General features: G+C 53.2%; 16 protein-coding genes. 7 read left to right on the top strand and 9 right to left on the bottom strand.

The window, feature by feature from the left end; all coding sequences use genetic code 11:
- Positions 1–11: 11 nt before the first annotated feature.
- The 5 genes from ACSPJT_RS08180 to ACSPJT_RS08200 form a co-directional block, all read right to left on the bottom strand.
- On the bottom strand, positions 12–260 hold the full coding sequence (locus tag ACSPJT_RS08180; protein ID WP_435895886.1) for a hypothetical protein: 249 nt from the start codon (positions 258–260) through the stop codon (positions 12–14).
- Positions 257–901 carry an RNA polymerase sigma factor gene (locus ACSPJT_RS08185; RefSeq protein ID WP_435895887.1) on the bottom strand — a complete coding sequence of 215 codons (645 nt, stop codon included), beginning with the start codon at positions 899–901 and terminating at the stop codon, positions 257–259. The genes ACSPJT_RS08180 and ACSPJT_RS08185 overlap by 4 nt, the downstream gene beginning before the upstream one ends.
- Before the next feature lie 75 nt (positions 902–976).
- A complete protein-coding gene (locus ACSPJT_RS08190; protein ID WP_435895888.1) occupies positions 977–2,059 on the bottom strand; it encodes an HD domain-containing protein in 1,083 nt (360 codons plus the stop codon).
- A 375-nt stretch (positions 2,060–2,434) separates the two neighbouring features.
- On the bottom strand, positions 2,435–5,182 hold the full coding sequence (locus tag ACSPJT_RS08195; protein WP_435895889.1) for a sulfatase-like hydrolase/transferase: 2,748 nt from the start codon (positions 5,180–5,182) through the stop codon (positions 2,435–2,437).
- A 219-nt stretch (positions 5,183–5,401) separates the two neighbouring features.
- Entirely contained in the window at positions 5,402–7,405 is a 2,004-nt protein-coding gene (locus ACSPJT_RS08200) for a c-type cytochrome (protein WP_435895890.1), read from the bottom strand.
- Positions 7,406–7,603: 198 nt separating this feature from the next.
- Here ACSPJT_RS08200 and ACSPJT_RS08205 point away from each other — a divergent pair, with 198 nt between their 5' ends.
- Positions 7,604–9,040 (top strand): metallophosphoesterase family protein, encoded by a 1,437-nt coding sequence (locus tag ACSPJT_RS08205; protein ID WP_435895891.1) that lies wholly within the window; start codon positions 7,604–7,606, stop codon positions 9,038–9,040.
- Here ACSPJT_RS08205 and ACSPJT_RS08210 read toward each other — a convergent pair.
- The 3 genes from ACSPJT_RS08210 to purM form a co-directional block, all read right to left on the bottom strand.
- Positions 9,033–10,817, bottom strand: a complete 1,785-nt coding sequence (locus ACSPJT_RS08210; protein WP_435895892.1) for an aminotransferase class I/II-fold pyridoxal phosphate-dependent enzyme — start codon at positions 10,815–10,817, stop codon at positions 9,033–9,035. The genes ACSPJT_RS08205 and ACSPJT_RS08210 overlap by 8 nt on opposite strands.
- 107 nt (positions 10,818–10,924) lie before the next feature.
- Positions 10,925–12,850 (bottom strand): amidophosphoribosyltransferase, encoded by a 1,926-nt coding sequence (locus ACSPJT_RS08215; RefSeq protein WP_435895893.1) that lies wholly within the window; start codon positions 12,848–12,850, stop codon positions 10,925–10,927.
- A gap of 39 nt (positions 12,851–12,889) precedes the next feature.
- Complete coding sequence (gene purM / locus ACSPJT_RS08220) at positions 12,890–13,882, bottom strand: phosphoribosylformylglycinamidine cyclo-ligase (RefSeq protein ID WP_435895894.1); 993 nt, start codon at positions 13,880–13,882, stop codon at positions 12,890–12,892.
- A 230-nt stretch (positions 13,883–14,112) separates the two neighbouring features.
- Here purM and ACSPJT_RS08225 point away from each other — a divergent pair, with 230 nt between their 5' ends.
- The 6 genes from ACSPJT_RS08225 to ACSPJT_RS08250 all read left to right on the top strand — a co-directional run bounded on the left by ACSPJT_RS08225 (position 14,113) and on the right by ACSPJT_RS08250 (position 23,298).
- Complete coding sequence (locus ACSPJT_RS08225; RefSeq protein WP_435895895.1) at positions 14,113–16,662, top strand: protein kinase domain-containing protein; 2,550 nt, start codon at positions 14,113–14,115, stop codon at positions 16,660–16,662.
- Between the two features lie 103 nt (positions 16,663–16,765).
- Complete coding sequence (locus ACSPJT_RS08230; RefSeq protein WP_435895896.1) at positions 16,766–18,274, top strand: PA14 domain-containing protein; 1,509 nt, start codon at positions 16,766–16,768, stop codon at positions 18,272–18,274.
- Positions 18,271–19,725: a DUF7133 domain-containing protein gene (locus ACSPJT_RS08235; RefSeq protein ID WP_435895897.1), complete on the top strand. Its 1,455-nt coding sequence runs from the start codon at positions 18,271–18,273 to the stop codon at positions 19,723–19,725. Before ACSPJT_RS08230 ends, ACSPJT_RS08235 begins: the two co-directional genes overlap by 4 nt.
- Positions 19,726–19,789: 64 nt before the next feature.
- Entirely contained in the window at positions 19,790–20,812 is a 1,023-nt protein-coding gene (locus ACSPJT_RS08240; RefSeq protein WP_435895898.1) for a sialate O-acetylesterase, read from the top strand.
- Positions 20,813–20,879: 67 nt separating this feature from the next.
- Positions 20,880–21,713, top strand: coding sequence for a LamG domain-containing protein (locus ACSPJT_RS08245; protein WP_435895899.1), 834 nt, complete (start codon positions 20,880–20,882; stop codon positions 21,711–21,713).
- A gap of 190 nt (positions 21,714–21,903) precedes the next feature.
- Positions 21,904–23,298, top strand: a complete 1,395-nt coding sequence (locus ACSPJT_RS08250; protein WP_435895900.1) for a sulfatase — start codon at positions 21,904–21,906, stop codon at positions 23,296–23,298.
- A gap of 226 nt (positions 23,299–23,524) precedes the next feature.
- Here ACSPJT_RS08250 and ACSPJT_RS08255 read toward each other — a convergent pair whose 3' ends face one another.
- On the bottom strand, positions 23,525–25,366 hold the full coding sequence (locus ACSPJT_RS08255; RefSeq protein WP_435895901.1) for a DUF3472 domain-containing protein: 1,842 nt from the start codon (positions 25,364–25,366) through the stop codon (positions 23,525–23,527).
- Positions 25,367–25,382: the final 16 nt, after the last annotated feature.

The following is a 25,382-nucleotide window of genomic DNA, read 5'->3' on the forward strand; positions in this document are numbered from 1 at the left end:
AGTTGCTGAGATCACGCTCTGTAGTCGTGATCAGGGTGATTGATCTTGCCAGTGGAGATGGACAGAACCCCATCGACCACCGCGGGAAACCCTTCGAACATGAAGGATGCCAAGTCCCTGATCACGTTATCGTGCATTGCACGTTCCATGATATTTTCCACCCTATGCTCATCGGGCACAGGCTGATCAAGCAGACCGGCTTCCTCGAAAAGGAGCCTGATCTGATTTTCATCAATGGATGTGGCGTCGGACGGGTTCATGGCTCGATATTGAGCGTGTTAGGGACAGGCTGGGGTATTTGGGCGGTTCGTTCGTAGGCTTCCTTAAACGCCTCAAGTGCGCGATAGTAGCGCATCTTCGCGGCAGAAACTCCGATTTCTGTGACTTCTGCGATTTCCTGCAGGGTCATGCCGGAGATGAATTTATAGACGAGAATTTCCTTTTCCTTGGGTTTGAGTTTGTTCAGGGCTTCGTGAATACGGGCATTTTTCTCGGATGTTCTCACATCATCAAGGTTGCTAGCAGGGAGGTCATCCTTGGCATGTTCTTCGTAGGCTTCCTGCACTTCGCGCTTCCGTATGATCTTTGAGATGCGATTCCGGCAGTAATTGTGCACAATTTTATACAACCAGGTCTTAAATGCCGATCGTCCTTCGAACTGGTGGATCTTGTGGAACACCTGTAGCAGCGAATCCTGTGCCACCTCTTCGGCATCTTCCGGGGAGCCGAGAAATTTCATGCAAATGTTGTAAACCAACGCCTCGTGTCGCTGAACCAGAACACGATACGCTGCCAGCTCATGTGGTAACTGCCGCTTACACACAGCCACCAACTCTTCATCGGAGAGTTGATCCAAGGGCGCCTCTGGTCGGCTGGATACAATGCGTAAGGGCTTAGTCACGTGGCTGGAGCCTAACTAAACGCGCTGGCATTGGGGATCAATAAGTTTCCAATTTTTTAAAACGATGTTTACAGCTCAAAAAAGTTCATCCAGCGGAGAATCAATGCTCTCAGGCTCGGTCTCACTATCAGCACTCTCATTCTTCCTCGGAAAAGCTGCCAATGGCGTCACGAGACTGGCAGGCAGCGGGAATTTTCGCTCTTGGATTCCGGGGGCCAGCTCAGGTGAGCTTTCGTAGCCCTCACTCATCATTTCATATTTGGCGTCAAGATTATCGACGTAGTGCAAGGCCATCGCCTCTGGCGTGCGTGGAAGTGTCGGCGAGCCCCACTCGTGGGTGCCATGGTGGCTGGCAATGAGGTGGAGCAAATGCAGCTGCACGTCCTCGCTGTCAGGCGTCAGATTTTCCCACTGTTGTGACTCCGGCTTTTCCTTGAGATCGCGCCAGATTTTATTCGCCGTTTCGATGCCGAGAGGAATATGGCCTAACATCTCACCGTGAATATTGAATGGCTGGGTGAAGCCGGCCTCCGGGTAATTGTTCTCCCACATCTTGCCACAGTCGTGAAACAAGACACCGGCCGTGAGCAGATCACGGTTCAGCTTAGGGTAAACCGAGCAAATCGCCTGGGCGCTGCGCATCATCTGGGCGACGTGTTCAACGAGGCCACCGCGGCGGGCGTGATGGTTCTTGCGGGCTGCAGCCGAGCGGCGGAAGCGCTCACCGTAGTGATTGATAAATTCAGCACAAAGCGCGTGCAGTCTGGGATCGGCGATGTCACCCGTCATTCGCAGAATATCGGCCCAGTCGCCGTCTTGTTTTTTACGTGTGTCCGGATCCCCAGCGAGGAAGTCTTTGCCTTCGGATTCATTGAGCAGGCGCATGTCCCACTTGGCGGAATCGATACCATACTGGTTCTGTGTCCACTCACCGCTGAGACGCAATAAAGTTCCGTCAGGGATATCATCGAGGGCACGGAACTGTGGTCGGTTTTCCCACACCTTGAGTTTCATATCGCCAGTGCCATCGACCAAAGTAATCTCGTAAAACGGCTTCCCCGTCTTAGTTTCCCGCTCGGCCTTACGCTCTAACTGCGCATCAAAACTAGCGGCCAAAACATCCGTGCCGGTGCTTTGCCTTAGCTGGGAAATCGTCATGTGTTTCACAAGATCAAGGCTACTGAATCACACCACAGGCTCAAGCTTTGATTGCTCGGTTACACTATATGTGGTGAAACTCGATTCACCCAAAGCGAGCCGATGAAAGCAAAGTAGGACAAGTTTTCAACTTGTCGGCAGGATTTGTGAATTCGTCGTGCTTGGGTTGCCGACAAGTTGCAAACTTGTCCTACCTTCTCCCTCAAACCGCCATGTCCCTGAAAAACAAAATGCACGAGGAATGCCCCAGTGCTACGCCATTTACGGATCAGCAACAGAAAGGTGCGGATGAAAATGTTAGATTCTAACTAAGGCATGCAAAAGTCAATTCCTCCGATCCGGCAGATTGAGCTAATCTGCCCTACCGCATCGAGGCTACTCCAGCTCCACGCGGTAAAATTTCATCACGCCAGTCGGCGTGCCGAGATCGTAACGGGTGCTGTTTCCTGAAACAGCGGCACTGACTCCTGAAGCGACGATTGTCGTCCAGTCGATCATATCCGTGCTGGAGCGGATGGTAAATGTGTTACCAGCAGCAGACGGCCAAGTGATCTTGAGATTCCCGCTGACTAGGGTCTCGGGATTGAGATAGAAGTAGCTGTTCTGATCCAGTGGATCGAGTCCGAGTGTGGCTTCATCACCATCACTTGTCTGGTCATCATCGCTATCTTCATCGTCCGGGTCTGTTTCGCTAGTATCTACAAGCCCATTTCTGTTAGTATCTTCCAAGGTATCAGCCAACCCATCAGAATCTACGTCCGTAGTTTCATTGTTAGGGATGGAAATGACGTTGCCTGACGGAGCTGTCGTTCCTGTTGTCGGGCGAAGTGGCCCTGCGGTGCCCCACATTGCATTGAGCCGCTGAGCCAGCAGGCGAGTCAACCTTGTGGTTGTATTTGGATCAGTGTTTGCGAGATTGATGCTTTCGGTGGGATCGGTAGCGAGATTGTAGAGCTGATGACTGTCACTTTGGAAATTATAGATCAGCTTCATGTCCCCTTCACGAATGAAGGAAAAGAAGTCGCTTCGATGATTATGCGGATAGTGAATGACCATTTCCTGAGGTCGATGCGATCCGGGTATCGCGCGGAGGTAAGGCAATAAATCGTGCCCGTCTTCGCCGAAGTTCGCTGGCTTGGGTAAACCTGCTGCAGCGAGGATAGTGACCGGCACATCCCATGAAGCCACGATGTCCGTCTCAATGGAGTTGGCGGGGATGTTGGTGATTTGTTGGAATGGATTGCTCGCATCAGGAGTCGCCCAGCAGGCGATGAACGGCACACGGCTGCCACCCTCCCACTTGGAGCCTTTTTTCCCACGCATCGGAAAATCGCTGTAGATGCCATTAGGCAGGCCATCCACCGGTAGTGCCGGGCTATCGCTGCCGTTGTCACCAAGGAAAATGATCAGTGTGTCTTTCGCGATTCCCAGATCGATCAGCTTTTGCCGGATTTGCCCCACCGCGAGATCCATGCCCTCGAGCATGGTGGCGTATTTTGCATGATTCGCATTGGTGGAAGCGGAGTAATCGCCCGTCGCATCTGGATTGGTGGTGAACGGTGCATGGACCGCGTAGAAAGCCATGTTGAGGAAAAAGGGACGTCCTTCGTTGCTGGCTGCCTCGATCGCCTTATTGGCTTCCGTGGCCAGTGCCTTGGTGAGAAATGTGCCGGTGTTGTGATATGCCTCGAGGTGAGGAACAGCGCGGCTGCCCCCACTTCCGTATGTGCCTGTGTATGAGCCAGGGTGACCAAAGTTGGCCCCGCCGATATTGATATCAAAACCTAGGTTAAGCGGATCTTTTCCTATAAAGTTAGACCCGAAGTGAGCCTTGCCCACGTGAATGGTGCGGTAACCAGAGCTACGCAAAATCTGGGGTAAGGTTACGTCTGTGGCATCCAGACCTGAGCTGCGCCAGTTCGTCGGGGAGCCGGAACCACCGCCACCCACCCAGTCGGTGACAGCATGGCGGGCGCTGTTTCTCCCGGTCATCAAACCTGTGCGTGTGGGGCTGCAAACCGATTGCGCATATGCGGTCACAAAACGCATGCCATTGGCCGCGAGAGTTTCCATGTTCGGGGTTTGATAGAACGTGTTGAAATTATAGCTCACCGGATCGCCGTTACCATCGACGTTGAATGGAATCGAGGTATCCTGAGGCCCCATGTCATCGACCAGAAAGAAAACAATGTTAGGTCTGGCCGGCCCCACAAAAATATCGACTTCTCGTGTGGTGGTGCCGTTTTCATTGGTGGCCGAGAGGGTGTAGGTGCCACCGCTATTGATGGTGACAGCCGTGGAGCCTTCGCCGTCCGTAGAAAACGGAAGCAGATCGATATTACCCGGATTGAGAGTAAGTGAGGTGGCTCCTTCTGTGATCCAAGAAAACGTCGCCGAAGAACCAGAGGTGGCGTAGGATTTATCGACGGAGAAAGAAGTAACCGTTGGCGCTGGAGGAGCATCGCTGTGACCTTCCATGGAAATCCCATCGTAGATCGCGTAAGCACCGCCCCCTACGAGATGACTCTGAAACACTTGCACGGTATAAGTCCCGGCTCCCAACGTATGTCCAGTCAGGTTGAAGTTGACGGTGTGATAAGCAGGTGAACTACCGTAGTTTTCAGTAGCGCTCGATGAAATCGGGCTCGCCAATGTACCGCCTGAAATCACGAAATTCAGGTTTGATGAATTACTCTGGTCTGAGATTCCCGTGTTATTGGTATGCCCGGACAATACCGTGAGCTTGTTAAGATCCCAGCTACTGGTTGTCGTAAATGTGAAGCTAAAGCCTCGCTTTGATGTCGACTTGTTAGAATCAAGATTGTGGTTACGGCTGATGAAAACGTTATTTGCATTCGCGTAGGGGGCTCCACCATTCTGCAATCTGGCAAACCCTCCGGCAGTTCCACTGTCGCCGGTGCTGATGGCTGACAAGTTAGAAACAGCCGACACGGATGCATGTTTTATCCAAGTCACATCAAGTGACGCAGCCCCCGAGGTATTATCCGTATCACCGGCAAGCACGACTGCTCCGGTATTGGCATCGAAGTCCGAGGTGAACATCGTTGTCTGAGCCAAAGCTGTCGACGCGCTGATGAGCAGTAGCAGAGTTTGTTTTTTCATAACGATACCACGCACGCAGGAGTAAAGAGCGGGCGGGAGACAATCCTCCCGCCTTGGTCAATTTAGGTGTAACACGGATTAGCCGCGTTTTCCAGCCGCAAGGTTACTCGCGGCGATGGACAAGGCCCATCTTTAGGGATTCGCATTCGTTAACATCGATTATCAAAGAAATCACCGCGTGGTCACTTCGTCCCTGAAGACAATCGGTTTGCGCACCCCTCACTTGAGGGTTTTGATCCACTTGATGAGGGCTTTTTGTTCGTGCGCAGGCAGGTTCACCGCCGGCATGGCTGGCTGATAGCCTTCTGGATATTCGGCGAGTGGGTCGTTGATTGCACGGCGCAGGTAGTCGTCGTCCACCTTGACCTCGACGGTTTTTCCATCACGGATGATTTTTTGCGTACGCCCAAACAGGCCTTTGAATGTTGGTCCTACGAGCCGGGTGCCATCGGTGGAGTGACAGGCGGCGCATACGGCTTTATGCTGAGCTTTGGCGTAGCCGATGGGATCTTTTTTGGCATTCACAGACACCGCCAAAGCGGTCTTCGCTCCCCCGCCTTGGTGTTTGATCATCGTGTACCATGCTTTGTTTTTATAGAGCGGCAGCTTGTTAATTTCCACGTCAATGACCCAGCCAACATTCTCGCTGGTGTAGTCTCCACGGGTGGCAAACGGTGGTGAGTTGTCGCGAATACCTGGCAGAGTGAGTCGGATGCGTTTGCCGTCCTTGGTAAGCGATGCACTTGTAGCACTCAGTTTCTCAGTGCCCATGTTCGCCCCGCCGTAACCGTTAGTGGGAACGTAGGTCCACTGAGAAATATTAAACTGCGCCGCCTTGAGCTCAGCCTCGGAGATCGGTTTGAAAAGTTCGATTTCGAGACCGCCGGGAATATCGCGGATGGCGACCATTTCGTTGAAGTCCGCAGGAACGTCTTTGGCACCCACAAATGACAGCCGCTGGAGACCGTAACTAGGCTTCGGCTCCTTGCCAGGCTCCGGCAGAAAACGCCAGAGACCACCGTCTCCGATGTGACCTACGTACAGATTCCCATCCGGCCCCTCGGCAAATCTGTTAGGACCTGCTGTCAGTCCGGTTTTCCCTTCAGGATCGTGACCGCCTGAATGAAGAAAGACAGCACCTTGCCATGTCCCCTCGACCTCCTCGAGAAACACCCGGTTGATCCGGCCAAGGGTCAGATCGCCGACTAACCACTGGCCATTGTAGACGGAAAGCGGACCGGTAAGATTTTTCAGGATCACTGGCTGAGTCGGAGAGCGATGGACGATCCCCTGCGGCAGGTGAACCGTGGGAGGCGTTTGATGCTTGGACCCACCTTTTCCAGAATCAACATCTTCCGGCTGATAGGCGGCGATGTTTGTGTTGTTCTTTTTCAAAAGAAAGTGACCGTAAAATGCCTCGGGTGAGAGTCGGATGAATTCATTGCTGGGGTTGAAAACACCTTGGTTATCCGTGACGATGATCTCATCATCAGGCCCCACCGCAATTCCGTTAGGCGTGCGGAATCCACCCGCGTAGTATGAAATATCGACGTCGGCAGGAGTTTCCTTCCCTGTCACTGGTCCTAACAAAAAGGTAGAGCCTCGTTTGGTCTTTGGATTCACCGTGATGTTCAGATCACGCGAGCCGCCCTGACGGATGGATGTAGTTAGGTTGCCCACGAGGTATGTTTTCCCCTCTCGGACGAGCTTTTCGAAACCCACAGTATAGGTGTGGAAATTCGGCTGTGACAGACCATCGATGAGCACCACCTTTTCATCCGCCGTGAAAACGCCGTCATTGTTGCGATCTTCCAGCCGCGAGATTTTATCCTTTTCGCCGATGTAGATTTTATTCTCGTGAACAGCAATGGCTGTGGGCTCGTAAAGATCGCCCATGAGCCGGTTAGCTTTGATTTTGGAACGATCCGAGTTCCCGATGATACCCGTCACCTTATACACCTCCCCCTTTTTGAAAGGTGCCTTGTTGGTCCGGTCCGGGGTGAAGACGGTGACGTAGAGATCATCTCCGTGGAAAGCCATGGCTGACACCTTTAATTCCACATCTTGATCCGGATAGACGTTTTCCATTCGGCAGAGCGGATGCAACTCATCTGCCGCTGCATTCTTGTCTAATTTGGGATCGAATTTCTTTTTCTTCGTTTCACCGTTCGCCAATGAAAATAGTCCGATATAAATAGCGAGGATCCGCGTAAAGCAATGCATGAGAATGAGTAGGTGGGTGAAATTGAACGTTGCCATCCTCCTTGACCATGCGGGCTTTTCAATAGGAAAATTGGCATCTCGACGTCAGCTCGATTTGAAGCCAACTTATTCAATTGTGGAACAGGAATTGGTATAACTCGTTGTCTCCTCTTTTCCGTTCGCATTCTCAGCCAGCCAAGTCATAATCTTCTCCCACCGATGCGCATCGCCCTCGTTTCAGATATTCACGCCAATCTTCAAGCATGGAACGCCGTGCTTGAGGATATTCAGGCGCTGGGCATCGATCAGATCATCAACTTGGGTGATGTAGTGGGCTATGGACCGAACCCCAGTGAGGTGCTGGAGTCCGTTAGAAAGCACAGCCGCATTTCTGTCATAGGAAATCACGATGCCGTCTGTGCCCTGAGGATGTGTCCCTCGGTTTTCAATGATCAAGCTCGGGCTGCCATCGAATGGACCCAGTCCCAGCTCGACGAGGAGGCATGTCAGTTTTTAAACGAACTGCCTGATATGGCACGACCTGAGGACAATAGCTTTCTCATCACGCATGCGGAAGTGGTCGCGCCCCTGAACTTCGGCTACATTCTCACAGCTGAAGACGCGGAGAAAAACTTCGCTGCCTGCAAGGACTCCATCATTTTCATCGGCCACACTCACCGGCCTGGGCTTTTTTTACTGAATGAAACCGGCGAGGTTACACTGCATGAGCCGGGGGAATTCAACTGTGATCCCAATCTCCGCTACATCATCAACCCCGGATCAGTCGGCGACCCCCGTACTGAGGATATTGTGGCCTCCTACTGTATTTTCGACAGCGAGACTCGCGATGTGGAATTCCGTCGGGTGAAGTTTGATATTGATGCGTATCGTCAGGCGATCGATGCCAGCGGCTTGGAAGCCCGACCTTTTTTCATCCGCTATCTGGATGCGGTTGAGGGCAATGGTGAAAGCGTGATCCCAACCGTCGGGGAATCTGATTATATTCCGCAGTTCGACATCAGCGTCCGGATGCCGATCGTGAAAGAAAAGAAGAAGATGCACCCGCTACTTCCTGTCGGCCTAATCACGCTACTCATAGGTTTCGCAGCTATTGCCTGGATCATGATTCCTCGTTCGGACAAAGCGGCAGAGGTCACCGCGGCTCCAGCTGTCGAAGAAAAGGTCGCAGCAGCAGCGCCACCTTCGCCCCCAGAACCGCCGGCGCCACCAAAAATTGCCACAAAACTCCCGGTTACCGCCCGCTACGTAAGAATCTCAGATCCTAAGGGGCCATTCCTATCGCTGGCCGAAGTGGAGGTCATGAGCGAAGGAAAGAACGTCGCAGTTAAGAAAAAAGCGCGTCAATCGTCGACCCACAGCGCCCACATGCAAGCCTCCAAGGCCGTGGACGGAAACCGGCGGGGACACAAAAGCAATTTGATCACTCACACAAATGCTCACCGACCCATCTGGTGGGAAGTTGACCTCGGTCAGGAATATCCTATCTCCGCGATCACCTTGTGGAACCGCAACGAAGGAAAGGAACTCATGAAACGCCTCGATGGCTTTACCCTTGAGATGTTTGACTCGAAACGGCAGCCAGTCTATCGCACAGAGAAGAACCGCGGCGCGGTCTACCGCATCGATGTTAAGTGACCGATTTTTGATGAGATCTACAACTTACGGATTTAATAATTTCCAGCATACGACCGTTGGTATCAGCATCCTTGACAGCAACGCGGATCAGTCGTCGGTTAGGTTCTCCGCCCATGTTTCCCGGATTGCGTAGGTAGAGGTTTTTAGCGCGGCATGCTGCAATCATAGCTTCAGTATCAGCACCAGCTTCAGGCAGCTCGCAGAGGAGGAAATTGGCCACGCTGGGAAATACTTTCCAACCGATCTGTGTCAGCCCTTGAGACAGCTCTTCGCGGAGTTGATGTGTTTCCGAATATCGTGCCTGGTAGTATGTCTCGTCCTCAAGTGCCCTGACAGCCGCAACTTGGGATGGAAGCCCCACCACCCACGGCGGCGTGATGGCACGCAAACTTTCTAGCTGATGTGATGCGGCGCACAGATAGGCAACTCTAGCTCCACTGAGGGCGTAAACCTTCGACATGGATTTGCAGACTACGACATTTTCACTGTAGGCGGCATATTGCTCCAAGGACTCGCTAGCACCTACATATTCCATGTAGGTCTCATCCACCCAGATCCGTGTATCGACTGGTGCGGATGATAGAATTTTCTGCAGATCGACGCGCTCTATGTGACGACCAGTCGGACTGTTAGGATTCACCAACACCACGAGATCATAGTTGTTAACCAGTTCCATCTTCAAAGCCTCCGTATTGACCTCATAGGCATTGGCCGGATCCAATCGAAATCGAGTTACCTGGCAGCCGATGACTTGCTCCAGAACATGGCAGTATTCTCCATAGGTTGGATCGAGTATGAGCACTTTGGATTTCTTCGTGAGCCAATGGCAGAAGGCCCTGAATATGAGGTCCGATGACCCGGCACCGGGCAGAATTTTATTTTTACCCACTCCCCGAACTCGCGAGATAGTGTCGATCAGACCTTCACACCCAGCTGGTGGCGAGGTTCGCAGCAACCATGGCAAATTATTTGTTAGATTTTCAATCACACTGGGAGCAGGAGGAAACCAAGCGTCGAGCACATCCGCATTGATGACCCTAGATTGTCGTTCCAGAGTTTGAAAAGTCTCACCGATGGCTGTGAAAAACGCACCTCCATGGAAACAAGGAGCCGGCTTTTGAAAGGGAAACGGCAACTGCCAATCAACCTCCAATCCGGAGCGTTGCAAGCGATGTGCATAACCGGAGGCTCGTTCGGCGAGCTTTGATACCGCAGCGTGCATCAACTGATAGCGCACATCGCCTGACTTGGTGATCTGCGGCAACGCATTCAATCCAAACCGTTGATAGAGCTTCATCAAGTCCGCTCGACCCATGCCACACACATGGGTTCCCCCATGCGACTCGACCCAGCGAAATGCTGCGTATGCCAATAGGAGAAAAAGACAACTTTTCCTATGCTGTGGCACCACGCTCAGCAGCCGGATCTCATACAGGTTTCGGTGAACATTGAAGGGAAGGTCACTTCGTTGGAAGTATTTCTCGATCGAGTAGCTCCTGGCTGATGGCGGTGTGATGCTGATGAAACCAATCACAAGACCATCAACTTTTGCGACGATGTAATGATTTTCCTGATCCAGCACATCACTGATGATTCCACCGGGGTTCTCAGCATGTTGACCAAGTTCAGAGGCATAAATTTGATGCCGTAGCCAATAGACCTGCTGGCGCTCCTCTGCAGATGCTAGTGAGATACTGTAAGTTGTTTCATCGAAGCTGCTTGATCTGAAACTGCTCGGCGGCGTGGGCGCGTATGGAGTTAGTGTTTTAATGAGCAAACACTAACAGTAACTTCGCTAGTCACGTAATCGATAATCTGGATGAAAACATCATCCTAGCCAATCTGTGGGCAAAGACCTCCTGCCGTTATAAGATGTAAACAGGACTACAGAGGCAGGTCGTAACTGCGGCCTGCGGCTCCCTCGAACCATCTGACATAGGCTAGGTTCACCGTGGCAAATCCACCCGGTGTTGGGTAGTCGCCGGTGAAATACCAGTCGCCACACGGGCCCTTGATGCAGGCACGGAGGTTATCGATGGTCTGGAAGATGACTTCCACTTCGCCATGCCAGTCGAGATCTTCAGGGTAAACCATGCGGCTGACTTCAGCGGAGATTTCTTCATCAGTGAAGCTCTCGTAGATGCCTTTGACTTGGTTGACTCGTTCCTCACTTGGTTTATCGAGTTCGGATTTGCAGGCGAGGTAGACTTTTTCTAACACACTGCTTTTTCCTGCCTTTTTCAGCAAGTTCACCGCAGCTTGGAAGGCAATGAATTTACCGAGTTCGGACATGTCAATGCCGTAGCAGTCCGGGTAGCGGATCTGGGGTGCAGTGGAGCAGACGACAATCTTGCGCGGGTTCGTGCGCGCGAGAATTTTCAGGATGGATTCCTTGAGTGTTGTTCCTCTAACAATGGAGTCGTCCAGCGCTACGAGGGCGTCGCCTTCTTTCACCAGATCGTAGGTGATGTCGTATACGTGGGAGACTAGCTGAGCTCTTCCTTTTTCCTGGGAAATGAAGGTGCGCATCTTGATGTCCTTGTGCACGGCTTTCTCGCCACGCGGCCAGTTGCGCATGATGAGATTGTCCAGCGTCTCCTCGGTGAGTTCACCCTTGGCGCAGGCGTCCATGATCTCGGAGCGGACTTGCTGACGGCGCAGCAGACGGAGGCCGTCGAGGAAGCCGTAGTAAGCGGTCTCGGCGGTGTTAGGGATAAATGCGAAGACGGCTTTGTCGAAATTGCTGCCGATGGATTTGTATACTTGATCGACGAGGGCGGCGCCCATGGCCTTGCGCTCACGGTAGATGTCCGGATCGTTGCCGCGTGAGAAGTAGATGCGCTCGAAGGAGCAGGGGCTCTTGGGAAGCTCAGGATGGAAGCGCTGATTGCTCATGCTGCCGTCACGGCGCACGATGGTGCAGGTGCCGGGTTCCAATTCGTGAACGTCTTCTTTGTTGGCTTCAAAGACAGTCATCAGTGGAACTCGCTCGGAGGCAAATGCGATGACTTCATCATTGATATAGAAGTGACACGGACGGATGCCGCGAGGGTCGCGCATGACAAACATGTCGCCATTTCCTACCACACCACTGATGCAGTAACCGCCGTCCCATGGCTCGGCAGATTCGTTGATGATGGTTGGCAGGTCGATCTGCTCAGAGATCATTTCAGGGATCTCACGGCCTTCGATCCCTTCGTCACGAAGCTTGTGGTAAAGATCGGTGTGGTGCTCATCGAGATGGAAACCGATTTCCTCTAACACTGTCTGGGTGTCGGTGCCGAAGACCGGATGCTGACCGCGATCGATGAGCTTCATGTTCAATGCGCCGGCATTGGTCATGTTGAAATTACCCATCACCATCAGGGTGCGTGTTGGCCAGTTAGAGCGACGCAGATACGGGTGGCAGGAGCCGGAATCGAACTGACCGGAGGTGCCGTAGCGAAGGTGACCCATGAGGATCTCGCCACCGAAGTCGAATTTGTTTTTAACGGTTTCGGGTTTCTCCGGATCGAAGATACCTTTGCGAACCATCTTGTTATACTTCTTCAACTCGCCGCGGAAGACGGATGCCATGGAATCCTTGGCTGCGTCGCGGCGACGGAAAATGTAGGGCTGCCCGAGCGGCATGTCCAATTTACAACAGCCGATACCGATGCCGTCCTGGCCACGGTTGTGCTGTTTTTCCATCAGCAGGAACAGCTTGTTCACCCCCCAGAGAGGAGTGTCATACTTGTCCTTGTAATATGAGAGAGGCTTGCGAAGACGCACGACAGCGATGCCGCATTCGTGTTTGAGTGAGTCGCTCATGAGTGACGTTGGCTAAGTGGGCAGTGTTCAGTTTTCAGGCTAAGACTCCATGCTCACTCGCACACCGTGGGTGTCGGTGATGGTGCCGATCTTGACTCCGCCAGGACCGGCGGAGAGGACTTTGTCGGCATCTTCGGGGGCGACGATGGTCACCCATCCGAAGCCCATGTTGAAGGTGTGGAACTTGTCCTCAGCGTCAACGAATTGGAAAATTTTCTGCATCGCGGCGTTGTCCCAGTTCGGGATCACGATGTCGGCACCGTGGTTTGGCAGCAGGCGCTCCAGATTTTCAGGAAGACCACCGCCGGTGATGTGGGCGTAGGCGCGGGGTTTGACTCCGGCGGCTTTGATGTCGTTGACCACATCGTGGTAAAGGCGGGTGGGAGCGAGCAGGCTGACGATTTCCTCTTTGGTAAATTGGTCACCGTGCTCAGCAAAAACGCGGCGGATGAGACTCCAGCCGTTCGCGTGTGGCCCGTCAGATTGGTAGCCGATAAGCACGTCACCGGTGGCAATCTGAGTGGGGTCGATGAGATCTGGTTTTTCACAGCAACCGATGCAGAAGCCGGAGAGCTCGACCACGTCTTCAGGAACGATGCCAGGCATTTCAGCGGTTTCACCTCCAGCAAGAATGCAGCCGCAGTCTTCGAGGTAGTCACACATGCCAGCGATCAGGCGGGTGATGAGTGGCTTGTCGAGCGCGGCGATGCCGATGTAGTCGAGGAACATCAGGGGATCGCCACCCGTGGTGATGATGTCATTGACGCTCATCGCGATGAGGTCTTTGCCTGCGGCCTCAAGTTGGTCGTGCTCAAGCAGCAGTTCCAGCTTGGTTCCGACACCGTCACAGCCAGTGACGATGACAGGTTCTTTGTATGCGCTGAGGTCGTAACAAGCGGCAAAAAGCCCAAAGGCTCCGTGCAGTTGACGCTGTTTCTGTGTCCTGCGCACATGGGTTCCGATGTCCCCGACGAGGGCGGCGGCTTCCCTGGTATCAACGCCCGATTCTTTGTAGGTAAGTTTGCCCGACATAGCTCTTTAGCACGATAGCTCGTGAGACCGCTTTGTAGCAGCACACGGGGCGGTGGCAATGGTTTATTTGCGCGCATTGCCCACTTGCTCGCTGGCATGCTGCAATTTAGCACAATTCGTGGTAAATCTTTCCACAACTTAAGCCGTTGACGACGGTTAATACTTAGGGATTTCGCGCCTCAGATATCCTAGAACCCTAGTCCAACAGCCCCCATCATCCTATTTCAGCCATGGAAAACACCGAGCCAACCATCCAATTTCAAGCTCCTACGCTTGAGGAACTTGTACCGCTGTTTCCAGCCTATGACATTGAGGCATTCATCGCTCAAGGTGGCATGGGCGCGGTTTACCAAGCGCGCCAGATCTCTCTGGACCGACCTGTCGCCATTAAAATTCTCCCACGGGAATTCGGTGCCGACCCTGAATTCCGCGCCTCCTTCGAAGCCGAAGCCAAGGCGATGGCACGCCTGAATCACCCAAACCTGATCGGGGTTTATGACTTCGGTGACATCGACGGCATGCTCTATCTGGTCATGGAGCTAGTTCATGGAAAATCGCTCTATCACTCCTGCTACGGCAAAGCCATTGATCCCGCACAGGCTGCCGAAATCATCATCTCGATCTGCCAGGGAATCGATCACGCCCACAACGCTGACATTCTCCACCGAGACATCAAACCGGCCAACATCCTGCTCTCTCAAGATGCCACGCCAAAGATCGGTGACTTCGGTCTAGCAGCTCCTATGAATCAGGCCGCAAACCCTGAAGATGTCATCTACGGCACTCCTGGATACACCGCACCAGAGGTCATTAATCGTCAACCTGTCGACCGCCGAGCAGACATCTTCTCCATCGGTGTGATGCTGCACCAGCTGCTGACCGGTCAAATGCCTGATGCCAACAGAACGGCACCCTCCACCATCAGCGCATGCCCAATGGCATACGACGCCATCGTCGCACGCAGCACTCAACCGAATCCGCAGCTGCGCTACTCATCGGCCGCAGAGTTGGCAGATGCGCTGACTAAAGTCTCCAGTCAATCGGCTCCCAGACTCAACGTGCCTGTGGCCGCCGGGCCTGTCCGCCCAATGCAGCCTGTCGTAGCGAAGAAAAAGTCGCCCGCCTTAGCCCTGAGCCTGCTTGCTCTGGCCGCAGTTGGAGGCATCGCATTTATCGCCACTCAAAAGAAACCTGCGGATACAACGACACAGACACCGATTGAGCCAAAACCCACTGAGGAAACGACCAAACCAGCACCGGTATCCACTTTCCCTACGAAACCTGTCGAAGCTGCCTCAGTTGTCACCGCACCTGATCCTACGCCTAGGAAGAAGGATCCACTGAAACAGCTCGGCGAACTGAAGGATGCTCTCGCCAATGGGGCACGTGATAAATTTCCTGATGGCACCGTCGAGAAGAACGGCAGTCATTTTCTTTACCTCAAACACCCTCTCTCTTGGCAAGCGGCCCAACGTTTCGCCGAAGAACATGGAGCCCATCTCGCTGTCATCGCTGATCCTGAAGACAGGAAATGGCTCATGCGTCAGTTTGAAACCAGCGACCCTACATGGATCGGTGCCGGCCTAGCTGCGAATGATGCCTGGCAGTGGTTAGATGGAAGTGAATGGAACACCGCCGACCGTCCTACAAGCCCGTCCAAGCCGACTGTGAACGACGGCTACCTCGCCATTTCATCCAGCGGTGCTTTGATCTCACAATCCAAGGATGAAAACCGCCCCATCATGCTGCAGTGGCGTGACGACGGCTCCAATCCCTGCACCATCGAAGCGCAGCTAAAACGGACTACAGCGTCCATCGAAAAAAACGGCTTGGACAAAGCCATTTACCCTGTAGGAACTCGCACACATTCGAAATCCCACTTCCTTCTGTTAGATAAAAAACTCTCATGGGATAAAGCTCGGGAATTGGCTGTTGAAAATAAAGGACAGCTCGCAGTGCCCTCATCCCCCGTCGAGAACGAGTGGCTCGCGCAAACTTTTTCTAACAAAGACAAAACGACCAGCTTCTGGATCGGAGGCTATCTCCTCACTCCCACATCCCCATGGCAATGGCTCACCAAGGAGGCATGGCATTCTAGCGGATGGAAAAGCGGCCAACCCAGTAAAGACACCGCCCAAAACCGCATGCTGATGACCCTTGAATCCGCCAGCGATGCTAGGGCCTGGTCATCCAGTGACGGCGATGCCGGAGACGCAAGTGTAACCCTCATCGAGTGGAGCCAGCCGAAACAAACATCCACCGCTGGAACATTCGATCTCGATAAGTGGCTGGCCTCCGTCAATCGCAAGATCGCCGACCGCGTCAAACCAGACGTGGCTGAATACAAGAAAGATCGAGACCAGCTCGTTGACAAATACATCCGCAGCATGAAACGCGCCGCCAAAAAAGTCGACGTGCCAGGTGGCGGGCGTGGTGGCAGAGGCGGTCGCGGTGGTTGGGGACAGGAACGCATCATCAACCTAGTCGATGAAGCTATGGAAAAAGTCGAACAATCGGGCGAACTTCCAGACTCACTGCCAGAATTTGCACCCTCCGCATTTCACGAAATCCACAAGGAATCGAAAACAGCTCTCAAGACGCTGGACGATGCCTACCAAGCCAAACTCAAAGCGCATATGGAATTCTATGCCAAAGGTCTGTTAGGGAAAATCACCGACCTCACATCGGATGGATTTGTGCAGCAGGCCAACGAGCTGCAAGACACGGTCAAATCGCTGGGCGACGACACATCTAAGTTCCTCGGCACCCTGAATCTGTGATTTTTCTGTCATGGTGCAATTTTGTGTATAGACCTGACGTATCCGCCCGATACGCTTCCGCCCAAACTCTGGGCTCAGGGTTTCAAACACGATCAAGTTCATCATGCGCCTTCGCCACTTTCACGTTTTTCCCGCCGTTGCCCTGACTGTTTTCGCCTTTCCCGCCTCGGCCGAGGAATCGGGCAAGCAACTCTACACCACCTACTGCTCCGCCTGCCACGCACCCGATGGTAAAGGAGCCACCGGCGGTGCCTTTCCTCCACTTGCGAAAAGCCCATGGGTGCAAGGAGAGCCGCATCGAGCCATCCAAACTATCTTACACGGACTGACCGGCAAAGTTGAGGTCCTCGATAAAACCTACGATCTGGAAATGCCGCCTCAAGGAGCCGTGCTCAACGACCAGCAGATCGCCTCCATTCTGACCTATGTTCGCTCGTCATGGGGTAATAAAGGCAAACCAGTCAGCGAGGCCATGGTCAAGTCTGAGCGAAGCGCCACTTCAAAGCGCAACAAACCTTGGACCGCACCGGAAATCCTGAAGGTCTACCCTCTGCCGCATCCCAAGTCTCCCATATCCGATCTCATCCGGACCACCTACGAAGGAAAATGGGGGTCTCTGCCAGATTTTAAAAAGCTGAAAAGCACCTCCGTGGAGGAAGAGCACCACGGCATCCTCAATCTGGATAACATCGCTGCCAAAGACCACTTCGCCGTGGTCTGGGAGGGGCAACTCAATGTGCCCAAAGACGGCACTTACAAGATCGTGTTAGCTTCGGATGATGAGTCCGCACTTTTCATCGGAGGAAAGAAAATTTCCGAGGTCAAAGGACTGGGCGCTCTGAACGATGCGAAACGGAGCAAGACCACCAAGGTGGCACTCAAGCAGGGCGAGACACCTATCCGGATCGAGTATTTTGAATACCAGGGAAACCAAGGTATTTCTCTGTCTTGGACCGGCCCAGGCATTAAGGGCACCCAGTGGATGTCCACCCCACAGAAATCTCAAAAGAAACGCCCACTCCCGGTCATCGATATCTCCCCCACTGGTTCGGAGTCCGTGATCTATAACAACTTCTTGAACAACACCACACCGCGTTCGTTAGCGGTCGGTCATCCCAACGGCGCAAACTACGCTTTCAGCACCAGACATTGCGCAATTGAGTTATTATGGTCAGGAAAATTCATCAATGCCGCTCAACACTGGATTGCCCGTGGTGTCGGTCGCACTGATCCAGCCGGAACCAACCTCATCAAACTCGGCAGCCCCGTTGGTTTTGTATCCGAATCCCCAGCTCGATTCAAAGGTTACACCTTGGACAAACTCAGAAGGCCAACTCTGAAGTATCTCATCGGTGAACACGAAATCACAGATGCTCCAATGCCTGGCGACAAACCTGGCCAGATGGTCAGAACCATCACCATCAAAGGATCAGGCACGCTTCCGTTCATCGCAGCCAAAGGCATCAAGATCGAAAGCAAAGCCTCTGGTGGGTTTGTGTTAGGAGACACTTGGTTACTCACCACTGATGCTAAAAGCCAGGTCACAGCTGACTCACTCACTCTCGAATTTACCCCCGGCACCCACACTCTCACCTACACTCTGATTCCGTGAAATACCTTCTTCTTTTCCTCATCATCCTGCCACTGCACGCTCAGATCAGACGCGGCGACAAACTCCCGACCGCTGACGAGCGGATGTCGGAGTTTTACCAACGTGATGCCATCCCTCTCCCCGAAGGTGAGGTCATGGAAATTGGCTCCATCGCTCTTCTGCCCGATCAGAAAATCGCCGTGGGCACTCGTCGTGGTGACGTCTGGATCTGCACCGGTGCCTATGGCGAAGATCTGTCGCAGGTAACATGGCAGCTATTTCACCGTGGTTTGCACGAACCTCTCGGCATGTTCTACAAAGATGGTTGGATTCACTACACCGATCGCAACGAACACGGACGCATGAAAGACTCTGACGGCGATGGTCGTGCTGACATCATCGATGTTATCGGCGGCGACTGGGGAATCAATTCCGACTACCACGAATATGCCTTCGGCTCCACCCCAGACAAGGACGGCAATGTCTGGACAACCCTCTGTCTCACCGGCTCCTTCCACGCGAATTCGCCATGGCGCGGGTGGGTTGTTAGAATCACTCCCGATGGAAAAATGATCCCCACAGCCTCCGGTGTCCGCTCACCAGGAGGGATTGGTTTTAACGCCGAGGGCGACACATTCTACACTGATAACCAAGGCAAATGGAACGGAACCTCGTGTCTGAAACACGCCAAGATCGGCAGCTTTACCGGCTGCCCGGTTGGCAACATTTTCTACAAGGACGCCCCTAACATGGGGCCACGTCCCACCGACCCTAAAGACGGCTCACGCATCCACATCGAGCGCAAACGCATCCCTCAGCTAGTGCCACCTGCGGTGCAATTTCCCCACGGCATCGTTGGCCAGTCACCCACCGCCATTATCACTGACCAGACCCAAGGCAAGTTCGGCCCATTCGCTGGCCAAGTTTTCGTCGGGGAACAAACCCACTCTGCCGTGCAGCGTGTCTTCTTGGAAAAAGTCAATGGTGTCTATCAAGGTGCTGTTTTCAAATTCCTCAACGGTTTCCAGTGCGGCATCGTACCTATGCGCCTTGCCGAAGACGGCACCCTCTTCACCGGCGGAACTAACCGGGGCTGGGCGTCCACAGGTGGTAAAACATTTTCATTCGAGCGCGTGCGCTTCACCGGCAAGACACCACCCGAAATCAAAACCATGTCCGTGAACAATGACGGCTTCACCCTCACCTTCACCCAACCGATGGATGCCAAGACCGTTGCCGATGTTTCCAATTACTCAATGAAAACCTGGACCTACATCTACCAGGAAAAATACGGCAGCCCACAGGTCGACCACACAACACCCAAAGTCACCGCCGCCAAGGCTAGCCCAGACGGACTCTCTGTCCGCCTCACCGTCGAAGGCCTCCAGCTAGGCCACATCCATCACCTCGAAACCAAACTCCCCCTCTGGCACCAAGACGCCTTTTACACGCTGAACGAGATTCCAAAGTAGGACAAGATTGCATCTTGTCGACAACCCATGTGTCTCCTCAGCCCTAACAAAAAACCTGCACACTGTGAAGCCACGCAAATTACTTACTGCCATCACCGGCTTATCTCTCAGCCTAACTTGTCTGAACCCGCCCGAAGCATGCGCAGCTGAGCCAGTTCAAGTTTTCATCTTACTAGGTCAATCTAACATGTTAGGTTTTGGCAAAGTCAAACCAGAGGACAAAGCAGGTACGTTGGAAAACCTGGTTAAAAAATCCGGCAAATACAAACACCTCGTCGATGACCAAGGCAAGTGGGCGGAAAGGAAAGACGTCAGATATGTGCAGGTCATGCATCGCAACGACAAGATGTCGACGCTGAGAAACGAGTGGCTCACGGTCAAAGGCAATATCGGCCCCGAGTTGCAGTTCGGCCACGTGGTTGGACAAGCTCTGGAAAAACCTGTTCTGATTATCAAATCCTGCATCGGCAATAGGAGTCTGGGATGGGACCTGCTCCCTCCGGGCAGTAAGTCGTTCGAGTATGATGGCAAGGTCTACGCAGGCTATAAACAGTCGCCACTCTCATGGGAAAAAGGAACCGAACCCGTGCCGATCAAATGGTATGCCGGAAAGCAATACGACGATGACATCGCTAATGCGAAAAAGGTCCTAGAAAACATCGGGGACTACTACCCTGGAGCCACTGATTATAAAATTGCCGGATTTGTCTGGTGGCAGGGTCACAAAGACCAGAACGCCGCCCACGCCAGCCACTACGAACAAAACTTGGTGCACCTGATCAAAACTCTACGCAAGGACTTCAAGGCACCCGACGCCAAATTCGTCTGCGCCACCATCGCGTTCGATGGCAAAAACCTCAAAGGCCATGGACTCACTGTCGCCAAGGCACAACTCGCCGTCAGCGGCGAAACCGGCAAATACCCGGAGTTCAAAGGAAACGTCAAAACCATCGATGCCCGTCCATTCTGGCGCGACAAATCTGTTTCCCCCACCGGAGCCGGATATCACTACAATCACAATGCAGAAACCTACATGGAGGTCGGTAATGCCTTGGGCGAGGCCATGAAGGAGCTTCTAAAGCCATAGCTGTGATTGCGATTCTCGGTGCAATTCCGTGCTTGTTAAATACCCCTTCATTGTCAATTCTTGACTTATGGACAGAAGATTTATCATCACAACGCTGGCCTTGGGCTTTAGCCTGACCTCGATAAACGCAGCGCTTTATTCAGCCAGCGTTTCCGGACAAAACCCAGTCGCTCACTACCGCCTTTCCGATCTTACCGATGAAGAGGGAGGTGGAGACCTGACCCAAAACGGCGTGTTAGTCCCAAATACGACAGGTCCGGCTTTAACCCCAGCAAACGGATTTAACGGATTCGATTCCAGTAATCAATGGGCCACTTTCGGGGGAGCTGGAGCTGATACACTCACTACACTCAGCACTTCATGGGGTAGCGATGCTGGCACAGTCTCCTATTGGCTCCGACTCAACGGGACCGGATCAGGCACTCAGACCGGAATTTTTGGCAATGCAACTGGAGGCGCCACAATTTTTGGTGGTAGCTTTAACGACGCCATCGCAACCTTCGCCAGAAATGACGGAAGCCTCGGAATCAGCATCGATGGAAATCAAATCGGAGCAGGTACGGGAACGATTTCCACTGGAGAATGGCATCACCTTGCATTCACTTGGGAACGTAATACTGGAGCTGGTGACGGTGTCATTCTCGGGTACCTCGATGGGACTCAGGTGTTGAGCAGCACAACGGCATCTTTCGATTCGTTCTCCATCTCGACAGCACGTTTCGGCAAAGAGATTGGAGGAGGTTCGCGCCAACTGGTAGGATCAGCCGACGAAATCGCAATCTGGGATAGAGCGCTCACCCAAGCTGAAGTGTCTGCTCAATATATTGCCGCCATTCCGGAGCCAAGCTCTGCGTTATTGCTCATGGGGGGCCTTGGCATGCTTGCATTCCGCCGCCGCTAATCTGCACCCGGAAGTCACATCATCCCCGGTGCATATTCGAGTACGGGTATATCCACATGCGCCGGTATCTTCTGGTTAGAATCACGTCTTCATAAGGACGCCTCCGGTTCGCGTGCCTAGACTCAGGTTTTGGACCAAACTAAATCATATGCTCTGATAGAAACGCCACAGATACTACGTTCTCCAAACCATGAAACGCTCCCTACTCACTCTGGCCTCTGGCCTCTCACTTCTTGGCTCTGCCTTCGCCGCAGAAAAGCCCAACGTCATCATCTTCTTCATCGACGATCTCGGCGCGTCGGACCTTGGCTGCTACGGCTCCACATTTTACGAGACACCGAACCTCGACAAGCTCGCCAAGGGCGGTGTGCGTCTAACCCAGGCTTACTCAGCCCATCCGGTTTGTTCCCCCACTCGTGCGGCCGTGATGACAGGAAAAGCCCCTCAGCGCGTCGGCATCACCCAGTGGATTCCCCAGCCATCCAAAATCCATTTACCCAAAGAGGAAACCACCATTGGCGAGGCCTTCTTAGCGGCTGGCTACCAAACCGGATACACCGGAAAATGGCACCTCGGTGAGAAAGACGACCAGCTTCCCACGGCCCACGGTTTCACCTGGATGAAAGCCACCAATCGCGCAGGCCAGCCGGCATCGTTTTTCTACCCCTACGCCAGGAAAAACAAGCGCGGCAGTTACTGGGACGTGCCAGACCTGGAGGAGGGCAAACAAGGCGACTACCTCAACGACGCGCTCACTGGCCAGGCTCTGAGTTTCATCGATGCGAACAAAGACAAACCCTTCTTCCTCTATCTCGCCCACTACGCAGTGCACACTCCTATCCAAGCCCCCAAGGAGCTGGTGAAGAAGTATGAGGCGAAACGTAAAAAACTCTATGGTGACAGCAAAACGCCCACTATCAAAGACCGCTACAACACCGTCTCGCGAGGACGCCAAGACCACACCACCTATGCCGCGATGCTGGAAAACCTCGATACCAACGTAGGGCGTGTGTTAGATCACATCGAGAAACTTGGCCTCAGCAAGAACACCATCATCCTGTTCACCTCAGACAACGGCGGCCACTGCCACCTCAAGGGATCGCCCGGCGTCACCTGTAACCTGCCACTACGTTCAGGCAAAGGCTGGAACTACGAAGGAGGCACCCGCATTCCTGCCATCATCTCTTGGCCAGGAACTATCACTCCCGGAACCTCAGACACACCTAACATTTCGATGGATATTTACCCCACATTGTTAGAACTCACCGGTCAGAAGCTGATGCCCGAGCAGCACCTCGACGGCCACTCACTCGCCTCCGCGCTCAAGAGCGAGGCCGACGACACCCTCAAATCACGCGCCCTCTGCTGGACCTACCCACACAACCACGGATCGGGCCACAAACCATCCCACGCGATCCGTAAAAACGGCTGGAAACTGATCCACTTCGAAGCCGGTAAAAAATACGAGCTCTACAACCTCGCCAAGGATCCCGGAGAAAAGACCGACCTCTCAGACAAATACCCGGAGAAGGTCAGCGCTCTCGATAAAGAGCTGATGGAGTGGATTAAGAGGACAACTAAGTAGGACAACTTTTCAAGTTGTCGGCAACCCTAGGAACAATCATCCCAAGTACCACGGGCGCAGCAAAGCCTGCCGACAAGTTACAAACTCGTCCTACCTTAGAGCTCGTCCGGAAAAGAATCCGGTTTGCCTGTTTTCGTATTGGTGAGCCGATAGGTGACACCATGGCGCGCATGGCTGACTCTGCTCTCTGAACGTCCTCAGCTATCAACCAGCAACTCGGAATTAGTCACCGGGTTTTGAAACTGCCGGATTGGTAATCCCAGCTCTTGCCTTCATCATGGGAGACAAACAGACGATAAAAATAGGCAGTGTTAGATTTCAAATCCGTGAGGACGAATTTCTCGGTGCCTTCTTTCACAGACCTCTCAGCGGTATGGCTCTGCCAGGTTCGGTCTTTGCTGAAGATTTCTTTTTGCGCATTCGATCCGCGCTGGGCTTCATTGGCGGTGAAGCTCAGGCAGTCTAAGGCTCCGTAGTAGAGTATCGCCTTCGAGTCTGGACCGGTTTTGATGATTGGATAGTCTACGGTCGCGCTAGTCTCGGTGATTTTAGTGGTCTTGCTTGCACCGAACACCACCGGAAGATCGAAGAGTTGTGTCGATGTTTCTGCATTCAGATACTCTGGCAAAGGAGCCGGTTCGACTGATTTCTTGAGTTGCTCTTCTCGACGCTGCAAGGGAAGAAAATTCTCCATGCCTCCTGTCGCCGTCACCATCCACCCTTGGCTAACATAATCGTTTGCGTAGTAATTTTGCTCGGAATCAAGGTGAGGATCGCCACCGGTCTTTAAGGCTTCATCCGCCCTGCTTCTTGCCTGAGTCTCCTTACGGCTCGGCGTCGAGAGTGCAGCGCGATACCATTTTTTATCACTGCCGTAGAACCAGCCGCGTCGTTTGATGACGCGTTTGACATCACCGCTGCGCTCGACGTTCGGTGGTCCCGGGACTTCGCAGAATGAACCTGTCGACCTCAACTCGTCGGTCTCGCCTTTGCGGCGGTTTTTCACTGGTTTCTGACCCGACCCATAAAGCACCCAACGTTGGGATGTTTCGTTGTAAAAATACGCGTAGTAGGTGGTGATCCCATCTTGGGTTTCCACTCGCATCGCCTGAATGATTCGGTCGGCACCATTGGGATATGCCACGGCATTGCGGAATTTCACACCGGTTCCTTCGTGACCAAAACTGCTGTAGCTAGCGTCTGGTAAACCAGTGCCGATCAGTCGCGGCATCTGTTGGATCGGTGGTGCCTTTTTGTCGGCTCCCATGGACACGGCCCACATGGAAAAATTGAACCCCGCGCCTTTTGCCACTTTCCCCTCGCTGCTTAGCGACGTGCCATAGTAGCCAAACGGAGTTGTTATCGGTGAGTAACTGGACGCTGGAGTCGTGGCTACAGTTTCAAAGACCCACATCTTCGGCGAGGGACATTCCGCAGGTGCTTGGTAGCGACAATGTGCTGCCGCAGGACGCCAACGGGCGCGCAGGAGGTGGGCATTATTTATCGCGTCACCTGAGAGCATGATTCGATGAATCCGGGTGTCTGCGGCTGGTGCCGTCAATTGACAATCGATCTCCACGCTGTGTTTACCAGGCTTCTTCACATTAAATGTTAGAGTCTTAGTCTGCGGCTGTTTCCCATCACTGGTATTCGCCTTAAGAACCTGTAACTGCTCCCCCATGCGAATATTCCATGTCGTTTCATGTTCGGAAATTGGAACAGTCATCACAAATTCCAGTTTCACCTCCCCGGCTTCAGGCATCCAGAGATGCCAGCGGGCGGAACCTAACTCCTCACGACCTTTCTCTAGGTAATCGAAATTCGATTTAATGAGTTTCGCATTCTCCGGAGTCACCTTCTTGGCAGCTCCTGCCTGAAAACAGCGGTCGAAGAAACCATTCGTTGCGTTCAACTCGATGACCCCATCTTTCGCAGCCTGCCCATAATAAAACTTCTGAGTATTTCCGCCCTGCCCTTCACCCTGCACATTCATAAATTCAACCGGCTGACTGGCATTCAGCCCCAGAGGAAAGATGGCACAGAATACGATGGCGGCTTGGCATTTCATTTGATGAAGTATGATC

The sequence above is a fragment of the Oceaniferula spumae genome, from assembly GCF_042849255.1.
GTDB classification, from domain to species: domain Bacteria; phylum Verrucomicrobiota; class Verrucomicrobiia; order Verrucomicrobiales; family Akkermansiaceae; genus Oceaniferula; species Oceaniferula spumae.